Annotated in this window: 16 protein-coding genes, 4 tRNA genes and 1 riboswitch; of the genes, 9 read left to right on the top strand and 11 right to left on the bottom strand. The window is 68.5% G+C overall.

Going from position 1 to position 14,448, the window contains the following annotated elements:
- The first annotated feature begins 45 nt into the window (after window positions 1-45).
- Both glpX and FWJ47_RS10565 read left to right on the top strand, forming a co-directional pair.
- Window positions 46-1,092 (top strand): class II fructose-bisphosphatase, encoded by a 1,047-nt coding sequence (gene glpX / locus FWJ47_RS10570; RefSeq protein ID WP_147107920.1) that lies wholly within the window; start codon window positions 46-48, stop codon window positions 1,090-1,092.
- A 36-nt stretch (window positions 1,093-1,128) separates the two neighbouring features.
- Window positions 1,129-1,824, top strand: coding sequence for a YoaK family protein (locus FWJ47_RS10565; RefSeq protein WP_246126271.1), 696 nt, complete (start codon window positions 1,129-1,131; stop codon window positions 1,822-1,824).
- A gap of 4 nt (window positions 1,825-1,828) precedes the next feature.
- Here the strand turns inward: FWJ47_RS10565 and FWJ47_RS10560 are convergent, their stop codons facing one another.
- On the bottom strand, window positions 1,829-2,086 hold the full coding sequence (locus tag FWJ47_RS10560; RefSeq protein WP_147107918.1) for a hypothetical protein: 258 nt from the start codon (window positions 2,084-2,086) through the stop codon (window positions 1,829-1,831).
- The gene (locus FWJ47_RS12455) at window positions 2,049-3,227 is read right to left on the bottom strand and encodes a S8 family serine peptidase (protein WP_246126270.1); all 1,179 of its coding nucleotides are present in this window, start codon (window positions 3,225-3,227) and stop codon (window positions 2,049-2,051) included. The genes FWJ47_RS10560 and FWJ47_RS12455 overlap by 38 nt, the downstream gene beginning before the upstream one ends.
- Window positions 3,228-3,248: 21 nt before the next feature.
- On the opposite strand from FWJ47_RS12455, the gene FWJ47_RS12360 reads away from it, so the two are divergent.
- Window positions 3,249-3,428, top strand: a complete 180-nt coding sequence (locus tag FWJ47_RS12360; RefSeq protein ID WP_147107915.1) for a DUF2200 family protein — start codon at window positions 3,249-3,251, stop codon at window positions 3,426-3,428.
- A gap of 21 nt (window positions 3,429-3,449) precedes the next feature.
- Here FWJ47_RS12360 and FWJ47_RS10545 read toward each other — a convergent pair whose 3' ends face one another.
- The 3 genes from FWJ47_RS10545 to FWJ47_RS10535 form a co-directional block, all read right to left on the bottom strand.
- Window positions 3,450-3,995 (bottom strand): hypothetical protein, encoded by a 546-nt coding sequence (locus FWJ47_RS10545; RefSeq protein ID WP_147107912.1) that lies wholly within the window; start codon window positions 3,993-3,995, stop codon window positions 3,450-3,452.
- A 25-nt stretch (window positions 3,996-4,020) separates the two neighbouring features.
- On the bottom strand, window positions 4,021-5,169 hold the full coding sequence (locus FWJ47_RS10540) for a fatty acid desaturase family protein (protein ID WP_147107907.1): 1,149 nt from the start codon (window positions 5,167-5,169) through the stop codon (window positions 4,021-4,023).
- Between the two features lie 81 nt (window positions 5,170-5,250).
- Entirely contained in the window at window positions 5,251-6,543 is a 1,293-nt protein-coding gene (locus FWJ47_RS10535) for a sensor histidine kinase (RefSeq protein WP_170228560.1), read from the bottom strand.
- Here FWJ47_RS10535 and FWJ47_RS10530 point away from each other — a divergent pair.
- Window positions 6,533-7,222 carry a response regulator gene (locus tag FWJ47_RS10530; protein ID WP_281289250.1) on the top strand — a complete coding sequence of 230 codons (690 nt, stop codon included), beginning with the start codon at window positions 6,533-6,535 and terminating at the stop codon, window positions 7,220-7,222. The two genes, FWJ47_RS10535 and FWJ47_RS10530, sit on opposite strands and share 11 nt — an antisense overlap.
- A gap of 39 nt (window positions 7,223-7,261) precedes the next feature.
- Here the strand turns inward: FWJ47_RS10530 and FWJ47_RS10525 are convergent, their stop codons facing one another.
- Both FWJ47_RS10525 and FWJ47_RS10520 read right to left on the bottom strand, forming a co-directional pair.
- The gene (locus FWJ47_RS10525; protein ID WP_147107899.1) at window positions 7,262-7,498 is read right to left on the bottom strand and encodes an NINE protein; all 237 of its coding nucleotides are present in this window, start codon (window positions 7,496-7,498) and stop codon (window positions 7,262-7,264) included.
- 38 nt (window positions 7,499-7,536) lie between these two features.
- A complete protein-coding gene (locus FWJ47_RS10520) occupies window positions 7,537-8,085 on the bottom strand; it encodes a helix-turn-helix domain-containing protein (protein WP_147107896.1) in 549 nt (182 codons plus the stop codon).
- 56 nt (window positions 8,086-8,141) lie between these two features.
- Here FWJ47_RS10520 and FWJ47_RS10515 point away from each other — a divergent pair, with 56 nt between their 5' ends.
- Window positions 8,142-9,299, top strand: a complete 1,158-nt coding sequence (locus tag FWJ47_RS10515; RefSeq protein WP_147107893.1) for a benzoate/H(+) symporter BenE family transporter — start codon at window positions 8,142-8,144, stop codon at window positions 9,297-9,299.
- 65 nt (window positions 9,300-9,364) lie between these two features.
- Here the strand turns inward: FWJ47_RS10515 and FWJ47_RS10510 are convergent, their stop codons facing one another.
- The 4 genes from FWJ47_RS10510 to FWJ47_RS10495 form a co-directional block, all read right to left on the bottom strand.
- The gene (locus tag FWJ47_RS10510) at window positions 9,365-10,960 is read right to left on the bottom strand and encodes an ABC transporter permease (RefSeq protein ID WP_211358999.1); all 1,596 of its coding nucleotides are present in this window, start codon (window positions 10,958-10,960) and stop codon (window positions 9,365-9,367) included.
- Complete coding sequence (locus tag FWJ47_RS10505; RefSeq protein ID WP_147107891.1) at window positions 10,957-11,859, bottom strand: ABC transporter ATP-binding protein; 903 nt, start codon at window positions 11,857-11,859, stop codon at window positions 10,957-10,959. The genes FWJ47_RS10510 and FWJ47_RS10505 overlap by 4 nt, the downstream gene beginning before the upstream one ends.
- Entirely contained in the window at window positions 11,856-12,539 is a 684-nt protein-coding gene (locus FWJ47_RS10500; protein WP_147107888.1) for a TetR/AcrR family transcriptional regulator, read from the bottom strand. The genes FWJ47_RS10505 and FWJ47_RS10500 overlap by 4 nt, the downstream gene beginning before the upstream one ends.
- 119 nt (window positions 12,540-12,658) lie before the next feature.
- Complete coding sequence (locus FWJ47_RS10495; RefSeq protein ID WP_147107885.1) at window positions 12,659-13,549, bottom strand: PD-(D/E)XK nuclease family protein; 891 nt, start codon at window positions 13,547-13,549, stop codon at window positions 12,659-12,661.
- Between the two features lie 122 nt (window positions 13,550-13,671).
- Between FWJ47_RS10495 and FWJ47_RS10490 the strand changes: the two genes are divergently transcribed.
- From FWJ47_RS10490 to FWJ47_RS10475, 4 genes are all read left to right on the top strand, one after another.
- Window positions 13,672-13,745, top strand: a tRNA-Gly gene (locus tag FWJ47_RS10490).
- Window positions 13,746-13,880: 135 nt separating this feature from the next.
- Window positions 13,881-13,951, top strand: a tRNA-Cys gene (locus FWJ47_RS10485).
- A 32-nt stretch (window positions 13,952-13,983) separates the two neighbouring features.
- A tRNA-Val gene (locus FWJ47_RS10480) sits at window positions 13,984-14,055 on the top strand.
- A 116-nt stretch (window positions 14,056-14,171) separates the two neighbouring features.
- Window positions 14,172-14,245, top strand: a tRNA-Gly gene (locus FWJ47_RS10475).
- Window positions 14,246-14,315: 70 nt separating this feature from the next.
- Window positions 14,316-14,438: riboswitch (FMN riboswitch) on the top strand.
- Window positions 14,439-14,448: the final 10 nt, after the last annotated feature.

The following is a 14,448-nucleotide window of genomic DNA, read 5'->3' as shown; positions in this document are numbered from 1 at the left end:
TCGACAGAGACGTTGATCACCTACCATGACGGGAAAGGCAGCCGCATGAGCGACCACGACGACGAGACCACCGGCGACCACGACTACTCCCACCTCAGCTCCCGGCTGGCGGTCGGAGACGATGAGCCCGACCGCAACCTCGCCCTCGAGCTCGTCCGGGTCACCGAGGCCGCCTCCATCGCCGGCGGCGCCTGGGTCGGCCGCGGGGACAAGAACGCCGCCGACGGCGCAGCGGTCGACGCCATGCGCTCCCTGCTGGACACCGTCAACCTCAACGGCGTGGTCGTCATCGGTGAGGGGGAGAAGGACGAGGCCCCCATGCTCTACAACGGCGAGCAGGTCGGCAACGGCATCGGCGCCGAGGCCGACGTCGCCGTCGACCCCATCGACGGCACCCGCCTGACGGCGCTGGGCTATGACAATGCGCTCGCGGTCCTCGCGGTGGCTGAGCGCGGCTCCATGTTCGACCCCTCCGCGGTGTTCTATATGGAGAAGCTGGTGACCGGTCCGGAGGCCGCTGATCTGGTGGATCTGCGTCTGCCGGTGAAGCAGAACCTGCACCTGATCGCGAAGGCCACAGGCAAGCGGATCGATCAGCTCAACGTGTGTGTGCTGGACCGTCCCCGCCATTCCAAGCTGGTGGAGGAGATCCGCGACGCCGGCGCACGCACTCGCTTCATCATGGACGGCGATGTCGCCGGCGCGATCGCCGCAGCCCGTGAGGGCACTGGGGTGGATGTGCTGATGGGCACCGGGGGCACCCCGGAGGGCATCGTCACCGCCTGCGCGATCAAGGCTACCGGCGGCGTGATTCAGGGACGGCTGGCGCCCAAGGACGAGGAGGAGCGGCAGAAGGCCGCCGAGGCCGGCCACGATGTGTCCAAGATTCTGACCACCGATGAGCTGGTCACCAGCGACAACTGCTACTTCGCGGCCACCGGCATCACTGACGGTGATCTGCTGCGCGGGGTGCGCTACCAGGGTGACAAGGTCTATACCCAGTCGTTGGTGATGCGTTCGAAGTCCGGCACGGTCCGGACCGTGGAGGCTGAGCATCAGGCCCGCAAGTGGGAGTCCTACACCGCCCGCTGAGGCGTGGTGGGGCACGTGACCGGGGGGGGCGACGGCGTGGCTGAGCGACTGACGCGCGGCCAGCTGGGCCTTGCCTGCGGGATCACCGCCGCGGCCGGCTTCGTGGACGGGGTGGGGTTCATCCACCTCGGCGGCTACTTCGTCTCGTTCATGTCCGGGAACTCAACCCGGGCCGCGGCTGATCTGGCCTCCGGGGACCTCCTGGGGTGGGTGCGTGCTCTCGGGCTGGTGCTCGCCTTCGTGTTCGGCGTGGTGCTGGCGTCGTTGGTCTCGCACCGCATGGAGAGCACCACCATCCAGGAGGCGACGGCGATCCGTCCGCAGCTGCGTGCGATCTGGCTCTCCGCTGCGGTGCTCGCGCTGGCTGCGGTGTGCGGCAGCCTGTACCTGCTGGGAGCGGGGGACGGGTGGTGGTTCGCGGTGGCGCCGCTGATCGCCCTGGCGATGGGCGCGGTGAACGCGACCTTCACCCGCGGGGGCGAGGTGAGCGTGGGACTGACGTACATGACGGGCGCCCTGGTGAAGGCGGCCCAGCATTTCGCGGCCCTGCTGCGCGGCAGCCCGAACACGGTGTGGCTGCGCTACGCCGCTCTCTGGTCAGCGATCGCGGTCGGCTCAGCGGCCGGCGCCGTGTGCTACCTGACCTGGGATCTCTGGTCCCTGTGGATCGCCGTCCTGGGTCTGCTGGCCTGCGCCGCGACCATCCGCCTCCGCCGCCCCGGCCAGGCCTGAGGAGCTATTGCACCGCAGAATCTGGCGGGTCGAGGCGGTGCTGCACCGCAGCGTCGACCGATGCCACCCCCAAGGCAGAGCAGAGCGAGGCGCGGCCCGCGTCCGGGGCTTCCTCGTCCATCGAGGTGCGGCCGGTCACCTGACCCAGGAGGCTGAGCACGCGGTCCACTCTGAGGCCTGCGGCCTCAAGCTCGGCGACCACCTCGTCGAGGCGGTGAAGGTGGTCATCCTTCACGGTGATGACCCATTCCTTCTCGGCCATGGTCGGCTCTCAGCTTCCGCCGCTCAGCTGAAGGAAGTCCGGGATGCGGGAGAGCCCAGCCCCCACGTCCTCGGGGGCTTCGTCCTCCAGCGGTGCGGCATTGCGAACCAGTTCCTGCCACAGCTGTTCGCCGCGAGCCCCAGTGGCCTCGCAGATGAGGGCTGCCACGCCTGAGACATGCGGGGCTGCCATCGATGTCCCACTGGTGGTGTGCCTCCCGCTCGGCCAGGAGGAGAGCACATCCACCCCCCGGTGCGGCCAGGTTCACCTCCCCGCCCTCATCCTGCAGGGAGCGGGCGGAGAAGTCGGCAGTCCGCAGCTGCGAGTCCACGGCTCCCACGGCGATGATGTGGGGGCTGTTCGCCGGTGATCCGACGAAGCCGCAGTCACCAGCGCTGCGGCGGGCGTTGTTGCCTGCGGCAGCGATGATCAGCGATCCGCGCTCCAGGGCACGGCGACCGGCGGCCACATAGGGCGGGTGGACCTCACGCACGTCGGCACCCAGGGACATGGAGATGATCTGACAGTCGTGCTCAAGCGCCCATTCGATGCCCGCAAGGATGGAAGTGTCCGAGCCGGAGCCGTCGTCGCCCAGGACTTTGCCCGCGTAGATCTCAGATTCAGCGGCCACCCCATACCCTGGACCGCCCGGCGGGGCCCAGGGGCCGCAGGCGGTGCCGACGCAGTGAGTGCCGTGGCCGTGGGCGTCCTCCGGGCCCTGCCCGTCGACGAAGGACGCCGTGGTCACGCTGCGGGAGGCGAAGTCCGCGTGGTCGGCGGCGAAGCCGGTGTCCAGCACCGCTGCCCGCACCCCAGCGCCGGCACGCCCCTGCTCCTGGGCGGAAGCAATGCCGATGGCCTGCAGGCCCCAGGTCAGCTCAGAGGTGTCGGCGTAGGTGCCTCCCGGAGGTTCTGAGATCGCGTAGTAGGTCAGCTCCGGGGTGAAGCTCATCGGCCGATTCTGCTCCCGGCACCGGCTGCTGAATCGGGTCATCTGCTCCGGATCGCTCTCCACGACGCCGATGCCCAGGCGCGAGAAGTAGGTTTCGGCGGAGAAGCCTTCGGAGCTGAGCAGCCCCGGAGCGTCCTGCTGCAGTACTGCAGCATCGGAAGTATCGAACGTCACGACATAGCGCGCCATGATCAGACCGTTCCTCATGTCATGGGAAGCAGGGGCAAATGCAACCCTAGGCACGCTTCCTGCGCATTTCCCGAGTATGGCCGTGCCGGCCGTCAAGGCAGATCGTCACCCCTCGAGGAGGGCACAATGCGGGAAATCCGCTGCCTGGACAAGCTCATCGACGAGCTGGCCGAAGGCAGAGGGACGGAGAAGATTCTGTGAAGCCGAGCCGCCCGCACGGCCTCACAGCTGGTTGAGGATATCCCTCCACACGACTTTCCAGTGCGGGATCTCCCCCTGCGTGCTGAGCTTGGCGTGCTGCACAGCCACCGTGGACTTCTCCGGGGCCTTGTCGCTGATGGTGACATTCACCCGCGTGCCGTCAGCCAGCTTCACCCGCCAGTAGCGCCACTTCTGGGTGGAGGACGTGGTGGGCTCCCCTTCGACAGGGACCCCTCCGACTTCCTCACGACCTTCCATCACTTCAAGAAGGCGGCTCAGGGCAGCATCCTTGTGCCCGGGAAAAGTCTTCGAGGCCGAGGCGCTGAAATCGCCGGTGTGGGACTGCCCGGGCACACGGAGGCCCTTCTCATGCTCGTACGCGATGGCCACGCCCTGTGCCCACCAACCTCGGGCGGGAACATGCTCGGGCACATGTTCGTAGGTGATCTTCGCGATCTCAGCGTGGGAGAGCTTCTCCGCCCCGGCGTCGTCGAGCAGACTCACCCATTCTGCCCAAGGGGTGCCGGTAGCACGCTCAATTCCCGCTGTGCTCTGAGGCTTCACCATGTGCTGAGCTTAGACTGATCAACGGTCAGTCGCGGGGACGGTACTGGCTGATGAGGGGGCACTCCATGGGGTCCGCCTGGCCGAGGCCGACGTCGTTGAGGTACCGGATCACGATGCCGTAGGACTCGATCAGACCGGTCTCGGTGTAGCTGATCTGCTTCTGCCGGCAGAACTCCTCAACGATCGGCTTGACCTTGTGAAGGTTGGCGCTGGGCATCCGCGGGAAGATGTGGTGCTCGATCTGGAAGTTCAGGCCGCCCATGGCCCAGTCGATGACCCGGCCGCCGCGGATGTTCCGGGAGGTCAGCACCTGGCGCTGCAGGAAGTCGACCTTGGCGTCCTTGGGGATCACCGGCATGCCCTTGTGGTTGGGTGCGAAGCTCGCGCCCATGTAGACGCCGAAGACTGCGACCTGCACGGCGATGAAGACCAGCCCCACCAGCGGCCCCATGACCCAGATGACCAGCACCGGGAAGCCGATGAGCCGCACTGCCAGCAGCGCGCCCTCGGCCCGGCGGTGCTTGACCTTCTTGGCGCGGATGACCGCGTCGACGGCGCTGACGTGCAGCGCCCAGCCGAACATGGTCAGCAGCGGGAACAGCATCCAGCCCTGACGCTTGGCGAACCAGGCCGCGAACCCAGTGCGCTCTGCTGCGTCCTCCGGCACAAAGGCGATGAAGCCCGGATCGATGTCGCCGTCCTTGCCGATGGTGTTGGGATTCGCGTGGTGCTTGCCGTGCTTCTTCGCCCACCAGGCGTATGAGAGCCCCACGATGCCGTTGCCGATGATTCGCGCCAGCCACTCGTTCCTCCGGCCGTTGGAGAAGACCTGCTGGTGGGCGGCGTCGTGGGAGAGGAACGCCACCTGGGTGAAGAGCACCCCGAAGACCACGGCGGTCAGCAGCTGCCACCAGGACTGTCCGAGGAGGACGAGCATCGCTCCCGCGACGGCGAAGGCCAGGATCAGCGCGACCACGCGGCCGGTGTACGACTTCGCGCCCCGCTCCAGGAGGCCGGCGTCCTTGACCCTGCTGGAGAGCTCGAAGAAGTCGTTCGTCTGCTGGTTGCGGGCCGGCTGCCGGCCCGCAGCGGTGCGGCGCTCGGCGCGCACAGAAGTCCTGCCGTGTGCGGGCGCGGGTGCCGCGTCCGAGCGAGTCTCCTCAGTGATCGTCATATGAGCCACGGTACGGAGAAGGTCTGCTCCGGCGCGTCACCCGGCGGAGCCAACTTCACCCCCTACGGGGGTAGGGGGTGATCAGTCCGGCGGCTCGAGCGGCAGCTCCGCACGCACCACGAAACCGCCTGCCCGTGTGCCCGTCGCCTCGGATGTGCCGCCGACTGCCGCGGCCCGCTCCTGGATGCCGGTCAGTCCGCGGCGAGCCCCCGGGGCGGAGGGGACGCTGTCCGAGGGCGCCGCCTCGTTCTCCACGGTGAGCTGCAGTCCCGCCCGGCCGCTGACCCGGCATGGGGCCAGACGCACTCGGATCGCCGCCTCCGGGGCGTGGCGGACTGCGTTGCTCAGCGCCTCCTGGATGATCCGGTAGGCAGCCAGGCCGGTGGCTGGGCTCGCACGCCTGACTGCAGCAGCGTCGTGGCCCTGCTCCAGTCCCAGGTAGTCGATGGGGGCGCCGGAGGCGCGGGTGGACTCCACCAGAGAGTCGATGTCCTCGATCCCCGGCTCCGGGGCGGTGGGCGCCTCCGACTCGTCCCGCAGGATGCTCAGCAGCATGCGCATCTCGCCCAGCGCCTGTCGGGAGGAGTCTGCGATCTCGGCGAACTCACGGTGGGACGCCTCATCGATCTGCGGGTTCCGGTAGGGCGCGGTGCTGGCCTGCACGCTGATCACCGACATGCTGTGCGCGACGACGTCGTGCAGCTCCCTGGCGATTCGGTTGCGCTCCTCCAGCTCCTGACGGCGGCGGTCCTGCTGGGCGCTGCTGGCCTCAGCGGCCTCTGCCCGCCCGACGCTCAGGATCCACAGCCGCAGCGAGACGCCTGCAGCCGCTGTCCCCGCTGTGACGGACATGAACACGATCCCGCTGCTGAGCGCGCCGGTGGGCAGCCCCGGCGCCTCCCAGAGCAGCGCGCCGGCGGTGATCAGGGAGCCGAAGAGCCAGGCCGTCGACGACCAGATCCAGGGCCAGGAGAGGGCGGCCGCCGCGAGCACAGCGCACTGGGTGACGATCGTCGTCACGGGCCACGGCCACGCCACCACCCCCGAGCCGGCGGTGGTGAGCATCATCCCGGTGCCGGCCGCCAGTGAGAGCATCAGCCCCGCCCCGGGCCACCGAAGGGTCAGCACCACCGCTGCACAGTGCGCTCCGACCAGGGCCATGGTGAGCGCCGCGTTGAGCGAGTAGACCGTGGCCATCACCGGCCAGCCCACAGCCATCAGCGCCGCGGCCACCAGAATCGCCCCGGCCCAGGCGTAGATGCTGATGTGCAGCACCCGTCTGCCGGAGAGCAGCACTCGTGCCCCGGTGAGCGCCCGGGGAGGGTGGTGATCGGGTGCCTGTCCGCTGGGGTAGCTTGGGCCTGTGTCTGACACCGGTTCCTCCCCCTCTTCTGCCGTGCGTGTGCTGATCGTCGATGACCAGTCCATGATCCGTGCGGGCTTCGCCGCTCTCCTGGACGCCCAGGATGACATCAGCGTAGTCGGCACCGCTGAGGACGGCGCTGGGATCACCGATGTGGTGCGCCGTACGCGCCCGGACGTGGTGCTGATGGATATTCGGATGCCTCAGGTCAACGGGCTGGATGCTGCCCGGGCCGTGCTCGCCATGCCGGGGGAGCCGCCCCGGATCCTGATGCTGACCACATTCGACGCCGACGAGTACGTCTTCGGGGCGCTGAGGGCGGGAGCCAGCGGGTTCCTGCTGAAGGACGCCGCCCCGGACGAGCTGATCCATGCGGTGCGGGTGGTCGCCTCGGGCGAGGCGCTGCTGTCTCCGAAGATCACCCGGACGCTGATCGCCGACTACGCGGCCCGTCCGGCGAGCAGCAGCCCCGATGCCGCTGTCCTCAGCATGCTCACCGAGCGTGAGACGGACGTGCTCCGTCTGGTGGCCCGCGGCCGCTCCAACGGCGAGATCGCCGAGGAGCTGCACCTGGCCGAGCAGACGGTGAAGACCCACGTTTCGCGGATCCTCGGCAAGCTGGAGCTGCGGGATCGCACCCAGGCGGTCGTCACAGCATATGAGGCCGGTCTGGTCCGCCCCGGTGAGTAGTGCCCTCCGCGGCTGCCCCGCATGACGGGCGCTGGGGGCTCAGCGGAGGCCGAGGGCGCGGTCCCGGTTTACCTGGCGGGTTGCCGAGGCGATCGTGAACAGCGAAATGATCGTGCCGATGTAGAGGAAGCCGATGGTGATCAGGAACAGGAAGCCCTTGAGGTACTTCCCGAGGTAGAAGTACTGGAGCCCCGCCAGGAAGAAGAAGCCGAGGATAGTCAGGACGAGGGCAAGCCCAGGATCCTTCTGGGGGCCGTCATAAGCGCGGGAAGCCATGCCATCAGTCTACGCTCCGCCTGCTGAGGCTCAGCTGCTCACGCGTCCGGAGCCGCTGTGGTCGGAGTCGTGATGGTCAGGGTGCCGCGGGCCGGCATGCCGATGGCCTCATAGGAGTGCTCGGCGTCGCCGGGCCAGGTCGCTGCTTCTCCCCGGCGCAGAATGGTGGGATCCTCCGTCAGGCCGACGGCAGCCTGCCCCTCGGTCAGGTAGAGATGCTCCACCGTTCCCGGGGCATGCGCTCCGGAGATGCGCCGTCCCTCCGGGGCGAGGGTGAGGATGAAGACCTCGGTGACGGTCCCGTCGGCATGCCGCGAGGTGTCCAGCAGCTGGGCAGTGATGCCGGGGGAGCTGACCTGGGTGCCCGGATGATCCGGAAGCAGGTCCGTGAGCGGCGTGCCGAGCGCATCGGCCAGGGCGTACAGGGTGGAGAGGGTCGGATTGCGCCGCCCAGCTTCGAGCTCCGAGAGCGACCCCTTCCCGATGCCGGCATTGGCGGCGAGTCTGCTCAGGGAGAGCCCCTGTGCGGTCCGGGTCTGCTTGAGCCGGAGGCCGACCTCCGTGCTGAAGTCGCCGAGCTCTGTCATCTCCTCAGGCTATCGCAGTGTTCTGCAGGCAGAACGCTTCCTGTAGTGTTCTGTATGTGGAACGAAATCGCCCGGTGCTCACCGGCATCACGCTCTCACTGGTCGGGTTCGGCAGCTCCTTCGCCGTGGTCCTGGCAGGACTGCAGTCCGTCGGCGCCGATGCCGGACAGGCAGCCTCAGGTCTGATCGTGCTCTGCCTGGCCCAGGCCTTCGGCATGCTGTGGCTGGCTCGACGGCACCGCCGGCCGCTCACCTTGGCCTGGTCCACTCCCGGAGCGGCGCTGCTGGTCAGCGCCGGGGTTCCCGACGGCGGGTGGCCGGCGGCGGTAGGCGCCTTCGCCCTCGTCGGGCTGATGGTTCTGATCACTGGGCTGTGGCCCTGGCTGGGCAGACTCGTGGCCGCCATCCCCGCGCAGGTGGCGCAGGCGATGCTGGCCGGGGTGCTGGTCTCCCTGTGCCTTGCTCCGGTGGAGGGCATGGTCTCGGATCCGCTCTGGACCCTGCCGCTGGTGATGCTCTGGCTGGGGCTGCTGCGCTGGGCGCCGGCATGGTCAGCCCCTGCAGTCTTCGCCGCGGCGCTGATCATGATCGCCGCGGACGCCCCATGGGGCCGGATGGAGGCTGCGCAGACGGTTCCGCGCCTGGAACTCGTGATTCCCGAGCTCACGTCGGGCGCCCTGCTGGGGATCGCTCTTCCGCTCTACCTGGTCACCATGGCCTCACAGAACGTCCCCGGCGCGGCGGTGATCTCCTCCTACGGCTACAAGGTGCCCTGGCGGTCCAGCCTGGGAGTCACGGGAGCAGGCACGCTGCTGGGCTCGTTCTTCGGCGGCCACGGAATCAACCTCGCGGCCATCACGGCGGCGATGGGTGCCTCGTCTGAGGCACATGAGGATCCTTCGCAGCGCTGGCGGGCCACATGGGCCGCCGGATGGACCTACCTGGTGCTGGCCGGGCTTGCCGCGGCCCTGGTGCTGCTGGCCGCCCAGGCGCGGCCGGGCCTGCTGGAGACGGTGGCAGGACTGGCGCTGCTGACCACGCTGGGGGCGGCGATGAGCGCGGCCACCGCCGAGGCGCGCGGACGGGTGCCGGCGGCCGCGACCTTCCTGATCGCGGCCAGCGGCGTGACGGTGCTGGGCATCGGGGCCGCCTTCTGGGCCCTGCTGGGCGGGCTTGTGCTGTGGGCAGCGCTGGTGCGGCGCCCGGCCCCCTAGAGGCACAGCGGACGCCGCACCGGTCGCCGCGCCCGCTGTGGGCTCAGGACGGCGGTGAGGGGCGTTCAGACCCGATTGACCTCGCGGCGGTTCCAGCCCAGGAAGCCGAGGGCGATGCCGGCTGCGCCGATCCCGGTCAGCACAGCCACCGGAGCCCATGAGACCTCCTCCACCGGGTACTGGGACAGATGGCCGAACACGTTCAGCTCGTAGACCACCTCCGGCAGCTCCAGCAGCTGGCCGAAGTTCGTCATCACCGCGCCGTAGCCGATGATGACCCACCCGACGGCGCTCGCCGCACGCGGCAGCCACCCGAAGAGGGCGACGACGATGCCGATCACAGCCAGTGCGGCAGGTGCCTGGTGCAGGGCGGCCATCACCAGTTCGCCGAAGTAGCGGCCGCCGCCGTCCTCAAGGACGGCCGCCGCGCCCGCGCCCATGGCGACGCCGACCAGCAGCAGGATGAGCACCAGCCCGCCCAGGAGCACCGTCAGATGCGCCCCGAGCCAGGTGCTGCGGCTCATGGGGACGGACAGGCCCAGCTCGGCCCGGCCCCTGGTCTCCTCACCACGGAGCTGATGCAGGCCGCTGACCCCGGCGGCGGTCACGAAGATCGCCATGAACAGCGCCATATAGGCCAGATAGCCCAGCATCATGGACTCCCCGCTGAAGATCATCGCGATCTCCGCAGGCAGCTCGTCGGCGGCGTCCACCAGCGCTTGTGCGTAGGAGCCGAACAGCAGGCCGCAGAGCACCAGGGCCAGGCCCCAGCCGCGCAGTCCGCCCCTCAGGATCCGGGCAGCCATGCCCAGCGGGGTACCCAGTGACCGTCCGGCGCTGCGACGTCCCAGCCGGGTCGGCATCAGACTGGCCTCCACATCCCGCCTGGTGCTCAGCCAGAAGCCCAGCGCCGCCAGCAGCGCCGCGCCGCCCAGAAGCAGGGCCAACGGCCACCAGCGATCCTCCACGTAGGGCGCCGTCTGCTGCGCCCAGCCCAGGGGAGAGGCCCAGGAGAGCGCTGTTCCGCCCTGCTCGGCCATGTCTCCGCCCATCCGGATCAGATAGGCCAGCCCGAGGAGCCCGCCGGCCATGGCGCTGGCACCGCGGGACGATTCGCTCATCTGGGCGGCCGTCGCCGCCGCGCCCGAGAAGAACAGGCCCACGGCGAGGGCGCCTGCCCCCACCAGCACTGACCCCTCCGCCGCGTAGCCGCCCGAGAGAGCGCCTGCCACGATCAGCGCGGCTGCGATGACGTTGGCCCCCACCACCAGGAGCAGGGCCGCGGAGAGGGTGGCGTGGCGACCGACGACGTTCGTCCGCACCAGCTCAGCCCGTCCGGTCTGCTCCTCGGCCCGCGTGTGACGCACCACCGTGAACACGCTCATCAGCGCCATCAGGATGTAGAGGAAGAGCACGTAGCCCGCGGTGAAGAACCGCTCGAAGGTCGGCTCATCCATGCCGAAGGCAGGGCCTGTCATCAGTCGTCCCACCGGATCCGCGAACATGCCCGCCAGCTGGGCGAGCTCAGCCTCATCCTCTGTGATGACCTGAACGGCATTCGCGAAGTAGAAGCCCATCAGGCCGATCCCGGCCGCCCAGAGGCTCAGCCGCAGCCGGTCGCGGCGCAGCATGAGCCGAAGCAGGGTCGCTGCCCCGGTCATGCCCCCGCCTCATCGCCGTAGTGGCGCATCAGCAGCTGCTCCAGGGTGGGCGGATGCGCAGTGATGGATCGGACTCCCAGCCCGGTGAGCCGGGCCATCACGTCCTGGAGGTGCTCGCCGTCGACCTCGAAGAGAGTCCGCTCCGCCTCAGTGCGAAGATCGTGCACGCCCTGGGCCGCAGAGAGCGCGCTCGCCGGCTGCTCGGTCTCCACCTCAATGGTGGTGCGGCTCATGTGCCGCAGCTCGGAGAGCGTGCCGGACTCGACGATGCGGCCGGCGCGGATGATGGAGACCCTGCTGGAGAGCGCCTCGACCTGAGCGAGGATGTGGCTGGAGAGCAGCACCGAGCGTCCCTGCTCCTTCGTCTCCTGAATGACCTCCTGGAAGACCGCTTCCATCAGCGGGTCGAGGCCAGCGGTGGGCTCGTCCAGCAGCAGCAGATCCACGTCGGCGGCCAGGGCCGAGATGAGTGCGACCTTCTGCCGGTTCCCCTTGGAGTAGGTGCGAGTCTTCTTGCGCGGGTCCAGGTCGAAGCGTTCGATCAGCTCCTCGCGGCGCGTGCGGCTGTAGCTTCCGCGCAGCCGCAGAAACATGTCGATGACCTCCCCGCCGGTCAGGTTGGGCCACAGCTCGACATCGCCGGGGACGTAGGCCAGGCGCCGGTGAAGCTCCACGGCCTCGCGCCACGGGTCCCGCCCGAAGAGGCGGACGGTCCCGGAGTCAGAGCGCAGCAGGCCCAGCAGCACCCGCATGGTGGTCGACTTTCCCGCTCCGTTGGGTCCGAGATAGCCGTGCACTTCGCCGGGGGCGATGCTCAGGTTCAGGCGGTCGAGCGCGCGGACCTGCCCGAACTGCTTGACCAGGTCCTCAGCGTGGATGACCGGGGCGCTTTCGCTCATCGGTCACGTCCTTTCCTATGATCGTCGATGAAAGCCACGAGGTCCGGGTAGGCCTCGGGCCGGAGCACTCCGTAGAGGTAGATCTCTGAGACGGCGGCGATGTAGGGCCCCCATTCCTCCGGCGGGTCCTCCACCGGTGAGACGCCCAGCAGGCGCTTCATCTGGTGGTGCATCATCATGGAGCCGAAGCTCATCATCAGCAGCAGTGCCGCTCGATGCTCAGGGTTCCGGCTGGAGACGACCTGACCGAGGGCCTCAGCCTCGGCGGTGTACTCCAGGGAGTCCTCCACCAGCTGATCCATGAGCGCGTCCGCGCCACGGCCGCCTGCGGCGAAGGCGCGCAGCATGTAGCGGACCAGCGGAAGGTTCTGCGACATCACCTCGAAGAGGTAGTTCTGCGGCAGGGAGCCCTGACGGCGGACCGCCTCCAGCTTGGCCTGCCGCAGATGCTCGGCAGCCCGTTGGTCGCAGGCAGTGCGGAGTCCAGCCTTCGATCCGAAATGATGAAGCACCAGCGGCGCGGAGACCTCCGCGCGCTCGGCGATGGCCTTGAGGCTCGTGGCCTCGAAACCGTGCTCGCCGTAGAGCTCGATGGCTGCCTGCTGGATGCGTTCCCGAGCGTCGGGACGCGAGGCAGAAGCATCTTCGGGGCCCCTGGTGCAGCCGTAGCGGTACGCCATGGACGCCGCCTCTTTCCGTCAGAGATGCTGAGGCTGAACGGTTGTTCAGCTCATGCTCTTCGACGGTAGCGGGGCCCGCTGTTCGCTCACAAGGCCGCTGAATTCCGGACCTTCGGCGTTCAGCCGGCCTCGGCAGGCCCGCTGGAGCGACCGCTGGGCGGAGGTCCGATCGGGCGGAGGGGCTTCCCCGCCCTGCCGACGTTCCGGGAGTGGTCCCACACCTGCCGCAGCGCCCAGAATTTCCGCCAATGGGCCGGCAGCTGCTCCGGGTCGGCCTGCTGGACCACCACTTCCGCCTCAGAGATTCCCACCGCGAGCAGCATCGCCTCACTGTCCGGGCCGCGATCCCGGTGCGGCCACGGCTCCCAGGTGCCGGAGGCGGCGTCGACCAGCTGCTCCTCCGCTCGCAGCCCGGCCACCAGCTGCATCACCACTGAGTCGTTCAGCGGCTTCGCCCGGCCGTCCCGGGTCAGGCCCTTCGTCTTGAAATCGATCAGGCACAGCCGCCCCCCGATCTCCGCCACCAGATCCAAGGTGCCCGCGTAGCCGACCTCGTGGTTCCACACTGTGACCTCCGCGGCCACCGGCTTCACCTCGTACAGGTCCCACCACTCGTCGAACCGGTCTGCGAACTTCGTCTGACGATGCTCCTCCAGCACCCGGTGCGCCTTGTCCGGGTCCGCTGCCGGCTCGCCCAAAGCCGCAAGGGCCACCTGCTCCGCATACGCATGCACCCGATCACCCCGGGCGGCGGCGTCATCGCGGAACCGCTCCGCCGCCGACGAGGCGTTCCGGGCCAGGCGCCGCAGCTCGCCCGGGCTGCCCACGCACGAAGCGAGCTGCGCATCATTGGCCAGCGCCGTCGCCGCCATATGCCCGGCCCAGCCCGTCATGTCCTTCGCCTCCTGACCGATCACCGTCGTGATCGACGGGACCTCAGGGGCAGAGTCCAGCGACCGCGAATACATGCGGCCGAACTCGGTGCTGTGCGCCAATGCAGGATCAGTCATGGGCAGAGAGTCTGCCACGAGGCTCTGACGCGCACACTGGTCGCCGACTGGACGAGCTCGTGAACTCTGGGTTAGAGTCTTATGTCGTCGAAACGACGGGGAAACCCGGCGAAAGCGGCACTGCGGATGTAGCTCAGCTGGCTAGAGCATCACCTTGCCATGGTGAGGGTCGCGAGTTCGAATCTCGTCATCCGCTCGCAAACTTGGGAGAGCTCCGCCTCTTCTGCGGAAGAGTCTGGAGTTTGCTCTTGTTTGATGTGGGGCTCCGCCCCACGCCCCGCCTGAAGGCAGCTTCAGTCGGGTTGGGACGGGCGTCCCGCATCCGTAATACGGTGGGGTGGCCGAGTGGTTAGGCAACGGTCTGCAAAACCGTCTATGCGGGTTCGATTCCCGTCCCCACCTCGGAGCTAGTAAGCTGGCTCAGCCTGATGAAGGCGCGATTGGCGCAGCGGTAGCGCGCTTCCCTGACACGGAAGAGGTCACTGGTTCGAACCCAGTATCGCGCACGGAAATTTGATAGTACTCTGCTCTCGCAGCAGAGAGCCGAAAAATTTTCGACGATGACATGTCGGCGGCTTGCGCCGCCTCCGACCTGAAGACCGGGAAGGAATGTCATCCTGATGCGGATGTAGCTCAGCTGGCTAGAGCATCACCTTGCCATGGTGAGGGTCGCGAGTTCGAATCTCGTCATCCGCTCCGGAACGAGAGCGAAGCCCCGAAGTCCACGGACTTCGGGGCTTCGCTGCGTCTGTGGCAGGATAGCTCGAACGTGCTACGGGATCGGTGAAAGTCCGAACCGGCGGTCACAGTCCGCGACCCTCCTGAGCAGGAGGCTGAGCTGGTGGAACTCCAGCACCGACAGTCACAGTCTGGATGGGAGCAGCACAGAAGGAGACGCG

The organism is Nesterenkonia populi (assembly GCF_007994735.1).
Taxonomy (GTDB): Bacteria; Actinomycetota; Actinomycetes; order Actinomycetales; family Micrococcaceae; genus Nesterenkonia; species Nesterenkonia populi.
The sequence above is the reverse complement of the archived record's forward strand: the minus strand, read 5'-3'. Positions and strand labels throughout refer to the sequence as shown.

Excerpts from the sequence above, each read along its gene's own strand:
- glpX (WP_147107920.1), top strand. The coding sequence starts at position 46 with ATGAGCGACCACGACGACGAGACCACCGGCGACCACGACTACTCCCAC.
- FWJ47_RS10560 (WP_147107918.1), bottom strand. The coding sequence starts at position 2,086 with ATGGCCGAGAAGGAATGGGTCATCACCGTGAAGGATGACCACCTTCAC.
- FWJ47_RS12455 (WP_246126270.1), bottom strand. The coding sequence starts at position 3,227 with ATGGCGCGCTATGTCGTGACGTTCGATACTTCCGATGCTGCAGTACTG.
- FWJ47_RS12360 (WP_147107915.1), top strand. The coding sequence starts at position 3,249 with ATGGGAAGCAGGGGCAAATGCAACCCTAGGCACGCTTCCTGCGCATTT.
- FWJ47_RS10545 (WP_147107912.1), bottom strand. The coding sequence starts at position 3,995 with ATGGTGAAGCCTCAGAGCACAGCGGGAATTGAGCGTGCTACCGGCACC.
- FWJ47_RS10540 (WP_147107907.1), bottom strand. The coding sequence starts at position 5,169 with ATGACGATCACTGAGGAGACTCGCTCGGACGCGGCACCCGCGCCCGCA.
- FWJ47_RS10525 (WP_147107899.1), bottom strand. The coding sequence starts at position 7,498 with ATGGCTTCCCGCGCTTATGACGGCCCCCAGAAGGATCCTGGGCTTGCC.
- FWJ47_RS10520 (WP_147107896.1), bottom strand. The coding sequence starts at position 8,085 with ATGACAGAGCTCGGCGACTTCAGCACGGAGGTCGGCCTCCGGCTCAAG.
- FWJ47_RS10510 (WP_211358999.1), bottom strand. The coding sequence starts at position 10,960 with ATGACCGGGGCAGCGACCCTGCTTCGGCTCATGCTGCGCCGCGACCGG.
- FWJ47_RS10505 (WP_147107891.1), bottom strand. The coding sequence starts at position 11,859 with ATGAGCGAAAGCGCCCCGGTCATCCACGCTGAGGACCTGGTCAAGCAG.
- FWJ47_RS10500 (WP_147107888.1), bottom strand. The coding sequence starts at position 12,539 with ATGGCGTACCGCTACGGCTGCACCAGGGGCCCCGAAGATGCTTCTGCC.
- FWJ47_RS10495 (WP_147107885.1), bottom strand. The coding sequence starts at position 13,549 with ATGACTGATCCTGCATTGGCGCACAGCACCGAGTTCGGCCGCATGTAT.